This is a genomic window from Streptomyces sp. NPDC056160 (assembly GCF_042268205.1).
GTDB lineage: Bacteria > Actinomycetota > Actinomycetes > Streptomycetales > Streptomycetaceae > Streptomyces.
This window is the reverse complement of record NZ_JBHJUW010000241.1, coordinates 1-7,085: the sequence shown is the minus strand read 5'-3', so window position 1 is coordinate 7,085 and position 7,085 is coordinate 1. Positions and strand designations below refer to the sequence as shown.

The 7,085-nt window shown below is 68.8% G+C and carries 7 protein-coding genes and 4 pseudogenes; 5 read left to right on the top strand and 6 right to left on the bottom strand.

What is annotated here, in order from left to right; genetic code table 11:
- Positions 1 to 93: 93 nt before the first annotated feature.
- From ACFC02_RS40735 to ACFC02_RS40720, 4 genes and pseudogenes are all read left to right on the top strand, one after another.
- Positions 94 to 556: pseudogene (locus ACFC02_RS40735) on the top strand (transposase); the annotation flags it as partial.
- Entirely contained in the window at positions 553 to 972 is a 420-nt protein-coding gene (locus ACFC02_RS40730) for a VOC family protein (RefSeq protein WP_376367773.1), read from the top strand. The pseudogene ACFC02_RS40735 and the gene ACFC02_RS40730, both read left to right, overlap by 4 nt.
- Before the next feature lie 176 nt (positions 973 to 1,148).
- On the top strand, positions 1,149 to 1,727 hold the full coding sequence (locus tag ACFC02_RS40725; protein WP_376367771.1) for a TetR/AcrR family transcriptional regulator: 579 nt from the start codon (positions 1,149 to 1,151) through the stop codon (positions 1,725 to 1,727).
- Positions 1,720 to 2,718, top strand: coding sequence for an enoyl-CoA hydratase/isomerase family protein (locus ACFC02_RS40720; protein WP_376367775.1), 999 nt, complete (start codon positions 1,720 to 1,722; stop codon positions 2,716 to 2,718). The genes ACFC02_RS40725 and ACFC02_RS40720 overlap by 8 nt, the downstream gene beginning before the upstream one ends.
- 58 nt (positions 2,719 to 2,776) lie before the next feature.
- Here the strand turns inward: ACFC02_RS40720 and ACFC02_RS40715 are convergent, their stop codons facing one another.
- Positions 2,777 to 3,061 (bottom strand): hypothetical protein, encoded by a 285-nt coding sequence (locus ACFC02_RS40715; RefSeq protein ID WP_376367769.1) that lies wholly within the window; start codon positions 3,059 to 3,061, stop codon positions 2,777 to 2,779.
- A gap of 74 nt (positions 3,062 to 3,135) precedes the next feature.
- On the opposite strand from ACFC02_RS40715, the pseudogene ACFC02_RS40710 reads away from it, so the two are divergent.
- Positions 3,136 to 3,237: pseudogene (locus ACFC02_RS40710) on the top strand (MBL fold metallo-hydrolase); the annotation flags it as partial.
- A gap of 258 nt (positions 3,238 to 3,495) precedes the next feature.
- Here ACFC02_RS40710 and ACFC02_RS40705 read toward each other — a convergent pair.
- The 5 genes and pseudogenes from ACFC02_RS40705 to ACFC02_RS40685 all read right to left on the bottom strand — a co-directional run.
- Positions 3,496 to 3,987: pseudogene (locus ACFC02_RS40705) on the bottom strand (AraC family transcriptional regulator); the annotation flags it as partial.
- Between the two features lie 10 nt (positions 3,988 to 3,997).
- Positions 3,998 to 5,086, bottom strand: coding sequence for a hypothetical protein (locus ACFC02_RS40700; protein WP_376367767.1), 1,089 nt, complete (start codon positions 5,084 to 5,086; stop codon positions 3,998 to 4,000).
- 184 nt (positions 5,087 to 5,270) lie between these two features.
- A pseudogene (locus ACFC02_RS40695) lies at positions 5,271 to 5,396 on the bottom strand (IS630 family transposase); the annotation flags it as partial.
- A 51-nt stretch (positions 5,397 to 5,447) separates the two neighbouring features.
- Positions 5,448 to 6,053: a TetR/AcrR family transcriptional regulator gene (locus tag ACFC02_RS40690; RefSeq protein WP_376367765.1), complete on the bottom strand. Its 606-nt coding sequence runs from the start codon at positions 6,051 to 6,053 to the stop codon at positions 5,448 to 5,450.
- The coding region (locus tag ACFC02_RS40685) for an SDR family NAD(P)-dependent oxidoreductase (protein ID WP_376367763.1) at positions 6,050 to 7,085 on the bottom strand (1,036 nt) is incomplete at its 5' end. The genes ACFC02_RS40685 and ACFC02_RS40690, both read right to left, overlap by 4 nt.

The following is a 7,085-nucleotide window of genomic DNA, read 5'->3' as shown; positions in this document are numbered from 1 at the left end:
GGCGGTGCAGTTGAGACAGCATCGCTTCCGTGATCGCCATACCAGACCAACGAGCCGATGCCCCAGAAGCAACAGGTTGATTCCTTACGGCTTCACAAGGCCCGCAACGTCACGAACGCTCACCCGAAGTCCGCACAGCCAGGGGCGACGAAGGCCATCCAGGATGATCTACAACGCCGAGGATCGCGCGCACGCGGAGAAGGCGATCGAGGCGTTCGCGAAGACCTACGGCGCGAAGTGGCCCAAGGCCGTCGCGAAGATCACCGAGGACGCCGAGGAACTGCTGGCGTTCTACGACTTCCCCGCCGAGCACTGGATCCACCTGCGGACCACCAACCCCATCGAGTCCACGTTCTCCACGGTCAGGCTCCGCACCAAGGTCACCCGCGGCGCCGGCAGCCCAGCCGCCGCCCTCGCGATGGTGTTCAAGCTGGTCGAGTCCGCCCAGGACCGTTGGCGCGCGATCACCGGTGCCCACCTCGTCGCCCTGGTCCGCTCCGGCGCCAGGTTCGAGAACGGTGTCCTGGTCGAGCGCGAGGAGGCGGTGGCCGCGTGAACCGGCCCACGCATGGGGCACTGCACCACGTCGAGATCTGGGTTCCCGACCTCGACCGCTCCGTCGCCTCACTCGGCTGGCTGCTTCAGACGCTGGGCTACACCGTCTCGCAGAGCTGGGACACCGGCCGCAGCTGGCTGCTCGGGCCGACCTATCTCGTCCTCGAACAGTCCCCGGCCCTCACCGCCGACCGGCACGACCGCCGCCGACCCGGGCTGAACCACCTGGCCTTCCACGTCGAGGACGCCACTACCGTCGAGAAGCTGGCCGCCGACGCGGCCCAGCACAGCTGGAGCCTGATGTTCCCCGAGCTGCACCCGCACGCCGGCGGCAAGCAGCACTACGCGGCCTACCTGGAGAACACCGACGGCTTCGAGGTCGAGCTCGTCGCGATCAACTCACCCGAGCGCAACTGATCCACAGGTATTGACAATTGCTCCCCACGACTCGAGCCGGACCGCCCTGCTCGCGCCGTCCCGAAGTCCGTCGTCGTACTGCTGCATGTCGAACTCGTCTCCTCGCGCTCGCGGAGCCACCCCGAAACGGACTATGCTCCGTTTAAGGAATCCAACATAACCGGAGCGTGTTCCGTTTGACTACTCCCAAGCTGCGGGCGACCCGGGCCGATGCCGCCCGCAACCGCGAACAGCTGCTCGAGGTCGCCACGCGCGTGCTCGCCGCGCCCGGTGCGGAGACGTCGATGCGTGCCATCGCCCGCGAGGCCGGTGTCGGCATCGGGACGCTCTACCGCCACTTCCCGACCCGCGAATCCCTGGTGGAGGCTGTCTACCGTGATCAAGTCGTCCGCCTCACCAACGGCGCCCGGGACCTGCTCGCCGAGGTGACCCCGGCCGTTGCGCTGCGACGCTGGATGGACCTGTTCGGCGACTGGATCGCGACGAAGAACGGCATGCTCGACACACTGCTGACGATGATCGAGTCCGACGCCGTCGGCCACGCCAGGACCAGGGACGAGATCCTCGACGCGATATCGTCGATCCTCGCCGCAGGTCGCGCCGCAGGAGATCTCCGGCCCGACGTCACCGCCGAGGAGATCGCGGCCGGCCTGATCGGGATCTTCACCGTCGCACACCAGCCCGGCCACGCGATCACGGCCGACCGGCTTCTCGACATCCTCCTCGACGGCCTTCGCCCGCGAAGGCATCCTTGAGCAACACTCGAACGACCGCGCGGAAGTCCCCAGGTGCACTGACCACGAGGCGCGAGCAAGACCCCTCCTGATCACGCGCGTCACGACGAAGCCGGACGGCTTCTCGCGGGCTCACCGGCACAACCACACAGCACCACAACAACGCTGTCCGGCTCGCCACCCCGAGCACCTCAAGTCAGTAGGCGTCAACAGCAGCGAGCACCGCGTCGCCCGGATCGTCCTCGACAATCCCCCGGTGAACGTGCTCCGAACGACGATGATGCGTGAGCTGCGGACGGCGCTGACGGGCCTCGAGGACGAGTCTTCCGTCCGCATGATCGTCTTCTCGAGCGCCGACCCGGAATTCTTCATCGCTCACGTGGACATGCACGTCGGCGAGGAGATGGACGTCCTCCAGGAACTCGCCGCATCCGCCCCGGCGGACGTGAACGTGTTCCAGGCGATCGGTGAGCTGATCCGCCACCAGCCCCAGGTGACCATCGTGAAGCTCGCCGGGAAGGCCCGCGGAGGCGGGGCGGAATTCGTGGCCGCAGCGGACATGACGTTCGCCGCCGTCGAGACCGCTGGACTCGGTCAGATTGAAGCGCTGACGGGCATCATCCCCGGCGGAGGCGGCACGCAGTACCTTCGGGACCGCATGGGCCGCAACCGCGCCCTGGAGGTGATCCTCACCGCCGACCTGTTCGATGCCGAGACCGCAGCGTCCTACGGCTGGATCAACCGGGCCCTGCCCGCCGACGAGCTCGACGAGTACGTCGACCGTGTCGCCCGTAACATCGCCGCGCTGCCCGACGGTGTCATCGAAGCAGTCAAGCACTCGCTGCCCGCGGATGACTTCAAGGAAGGACTGCTGCGTGAAAACCGTGCCTGGGCTGCTACGTTCAGTCTGCCGACCACTCAGCATCTGATCAGCAAGGGCCTGCAGCAGGGGGCACAGACACCGATCGGCGAACGCGACCTCGAGGGACTCATGCGTGAAGTCGCGCGCTGATTGCCGGACGGGCACGTGACACATCGGTGAACGGTCTCACAGCCGTCCTGTTCGTCCATCAAGCCATTGAGCTTCCGGTTCGGGTTCGGACCTCGATTTGTACGTCGGCGTCGACGTAGCAGAACCAGGCGCCGGGATCGGCGTGCCGGCCGCTGGTCATGCCGGTCCTGTCCGGCCCCATCCGTACTGCCCACTTCATCATCCTGGACAGCGACGAGGAGACCTGGCGGCGCAACCAGGACTGGCTGGCGCCCGACTTCCGGACGCCCGCGGACGACGCCTGCCGCTGCCACATCCAGACCTGGGTCCTGCGCAGCGAGGGCAGGACCATCCTGGTGGTCACCGGGGTCGGCAACGACCGGGAGCGCCCGCAGGTCCCGCAGTTCGCCGGAGTGCGGGACCGAGTACGTCGCCCGCCTGCGTGAGGCCGGCGTCGACCCCGAGGACGTCGACGTCGTCGTCAACGCGCACATCCACTACGACCACGTCGGCTGGAACACCGAGCTGCGTGAGGGGCGGTGGGCCCCCACCCTTCCCAACGCCACGTACCTGCCCGCCAGCCAGCAGGTCCAGCGCCCGCTGCCGGGTCGCCGAAGTGGAACGGTCGGTGCCCTGCGGAACCGGGGGCCCGATGAACTGCGCCTGCCCGCCCTCGCGCCACGGCGCCACCACGCAGCGCCGTGCGGCGGCCGAGGCCACCGCCGCCCCGTGGTCCAGGCGGACCAGGTGCAGGCACAGGTCGATGGCGGCCGCTCCGCCGGCGGACGTCAGGATGCGTCCGCTGCCGACGAACAGCACGGACAGCACGTCCGGATCCACCTCGACGTCGGGGAACGGCCGCGCCGGCGCGTCGCACAGCGCCCAGTGCGTGGTGGCCCGCTTACCGTCCAGCAGACCGGCCGCCGCGAGCAGGAAGGCCGGGGTGCACAGGCTGACGACGCGGGTCCACGGCCCGATGCGGTCCGGCGCCGCAGCGAGATCCGCGGGGAGCGTGCCGGTCGCGAGCAGGTGTTCGCTGGGCTCCTGCGTGGCGAGCACGACGGTGTCCGCACTCTCCAGCACCGACTCGTCGTGGTCGACGACGATCCGGTAGTCCTCATGCGTGCGCACCGGCCGGCCGCCGAGGGAGCAGGTGTGACGGAGTACAGACGGTGCCGTCCGGTTCAAGTGACTCCTGTTGCGTTCCGGCTGCCGGTGGGGGGACTCGTAGTCCTGGGGGCGCGCCCGTTCCGCTCCGGCACGAGCGAGGGCTCGAACGGAAGCCGGCATCGGGCTGGGTCTACCGCCCTGTCACCGTCAGGTACCCGGTCTTCTTCACCCGGCCGTGGTGGGCGACGATCGTCACAGGGTAGCGGCCGGGCTTGAGGTCGTGGCGGACGGTGGCCGTGCCGAAGAAGCGCGGGTCGTCGCCGTCGGCGGCCTTGCTGTCGTCATAGCGAAGGCGGACCACCCCGGTGAACGCCGGGGAGGTGGCGGTCAACCTCGTCTGCTCACCCGCGTCCGGGTACTCGTCGTGCCACATGACCGCGACCTGACGCCCCACGCCGACCCGGAACCGGTGTGTGCCGCCCGAGTAGCCCTGGCCCGGGTCGTAGAACTCGGGCCCGTACGCCTTGCCCAGATAGTCGCGGTCGCCGGGCCGGGACGCACGGACCTTCACGTGCTTCTCGGCGAGGCGGCGGCCGTACGGGCCGTACAGTGTGAAGGCATACGTGCCGTCCGCCAGGACGGGCTTGAGCTGCATCTGCGCCGAGAAGGCCCGCGGGTTGTAGAAATCCAGGGTCGCGTCGTGGACGAGACGCACGGGCCCGGGCAGGGCCGCGGACCGCACGGTGAAGTCGGTGCCCCGCTCACCGGGATACAGGTCGTCGAAACCCGCCCACACCGGCTCCCCGGGGCGGGTCACGTACCGCGACGCCGGCAGGGTGAAGGAGGGCCGCTGGGATCGTACGACCTGGATCCTGTCGTGGGCCACGGTACGGCCATGGACTGTCACGGTCAGCGGATACCAGCCGGGCCTGTCCGTCATCTTGAGGGTCGCCACGGCCGAGTAGTGGTCGCCCACCCATCCCAGCCGTGCCGACCCGCCCCACGCGGGCGACTGGGCGGTCACCGCGTCGCCGCCCTGTGCGTGGCTGATGCCGTAGAGCTCCATGTCGACCAGTTGCCCGGGGCGGGCGTCGGTCTGGCCGTTGAGGATCAGGTCGGGCTTGCCGCTCGTGGTCCCGGGACTTTCGGGGGTGGTGGACGCGGTCTTGTGCGCGGAGGCGTCCGTGCTGTGCGCCGCTCCGGCGGCGCTCGCCGCGGTGGCGCCCCCGCACAGAACGAGACACGCCGCGGTAACGGCCACGGCCCTGGACCAGTTCATCGTTCCTCCAATAGTTCGGGCACCTGTGAAGAGGGAGAAACGGTGCGGCTGGTCATCTGCTGCAGCGGGAAAGGCGCGAATGTTACGCATTCGTCGGCTGGCTGCCGGGCGCGTCGAACCACCCATTGAGCACAACTCAATACGCGACCTACTGCGGTTGAACTCGTGATGTCGTCTTCGGTGATCAGGGGCTGATGATCAGTGCTGTCGCGGTGAGGCAGCCGTCTATGAGGTGGCTGCGGTACTGAATGTGGCGGAGACCGCGTCGGATCGTCTGGACGAGGTGTTCGGGGGTGCTGAAGGTGGTCGACCCCGCTGCGAGGTTGCGTATGTCCCGGCCGTGCAAGGCACAGTCCGCCGGTTATGCGGCGGTGGCGCCCAGCAGGAGGTCGAAGGCGTCATTCGCCTCGCGGAGCACCGCCGTCGCGTCGTGGCTGCCGAGGCGCCACGCCGCCTGGTAGCAGGCGACGGTCAACTGGGCGGCGAGGACGGCGGTGGCCGACGGGGCGCCGTGGTCGATCAGGTGTTTTTCGAGGAGGTCGGCGTAGTGCCGGGTCTTGCGGGTGTGGCGGTCTTCGAGCTCGGGGTGCTGCTTGACCAGACGGTGGTAAACCGCGTAATGGCCGGGGTTGCGGGCGGCCTCGGTGCAGATCGCGAGCAGCAGCCGACGAGATGCGGCCAGTGCCTGCGCGAGATCCTGGAGCGGCTCGGCGGGCACATCGCGCATGGCCGCGGTGAGCGCGCGCAGGAAGTCGTCCTCGGTGGAGAAGACGACTTCCTGCTTGTCGCCGAAGTAGCGGAAGAAGGTGGTGCGGCCGATCTCGGCCTGCTGGGCGATTTCGTCCACGGTGACGACATCGAACCCCCGCTCCATGAAGAGCGCGAAGGCCGTCTCGATGATCCGTTCCCGGGTCTGGCGGCGTTTACGGTCCCGCAATGTCTCCACCGGAAACTTGTTCTCGCTCATTCGTCCAGGATATCCGCCCGTTCCGCCCGGCGGTCAGCGTCGGCGAGGCGGGCGGCCTCGCGCCACAACTCCTCCTCGCGGGCCTCGTCGTGCGACTCTGGCGACGACGGCACATGGCAGCCGCGATCGAGGTAGGACCCCGTCCGAGCGGTCAGCCCGGTGAGGATCGTCTCAGCGAGCCGCGCGCCCGCCTGATGCAGCGTCATGCCCCGGCCGAGGAATCGCTGGAGCTGGAAGAATCCGTTGAGCACGCCCCGCACGGGCCCCGGGGCGTGGCGGAAGAAGTCGGTGCCCGCGACGAGCGCCGGGTTGTAGGAGTAGACGCCGACGCTCTCGGGCAGGCGGCGGGCCAGCGCGTGGGTCAGGTAGATGACGCCGAGTTTGCTGGTCGCGTACGCCCGCCCGGCCTCCCGCGCGCCACCGGCACGAGGCGTGGCCAGTCGTTCCGGTGTCTCCCAGCGCGGCGGCGGCGTGGCGCCGAGGGTATAGCGGAATTGGCCGAAGTGGCAGTCGCTTGAGGTGAGCACGATCCAGCCCGGTCCGGTGAATCGGGGCAGCAGTTCCCTGACGAGCAGGTAGTGGGACAGCACATTGACCCCGAAGGTCATCTCGTACCCGTCCGCGGTGCGTTTCTCGGTCGTCGTGAGCGTCAGGCCGACGTTGCCGAGATAGCCACCGAGCGGCGGCAGGTACCCGGTGTCGAGCCCACGCAGAATCTCCTCCACCGCCCGCCTGATCTCGGCGAGCGAAGCAAGGTCACAGTCCACGCCTGTGACCGTGGAAGCGCCGATGGCCTGGGCGAGTTCCGCAGCGAGGCGCTCGGCGCCGCGGCGAGCCAGCACGACGTAGTGGTCCTGCGGCCGTTCCTGGATCAGCAACTCGACGGTCTCACGGCCGAAACCGCGGGTCACGCCGGTCAACACGATGGTCCGGCTATCCGGGTCTTCAAAGTTGAGCGGTGCGGAGGTGTCCGCGGGCTCGGCGGGTGGTGACGCAGCGTGTGCGTAGGCGCTGGTTCGTAGCGTTGCGGAA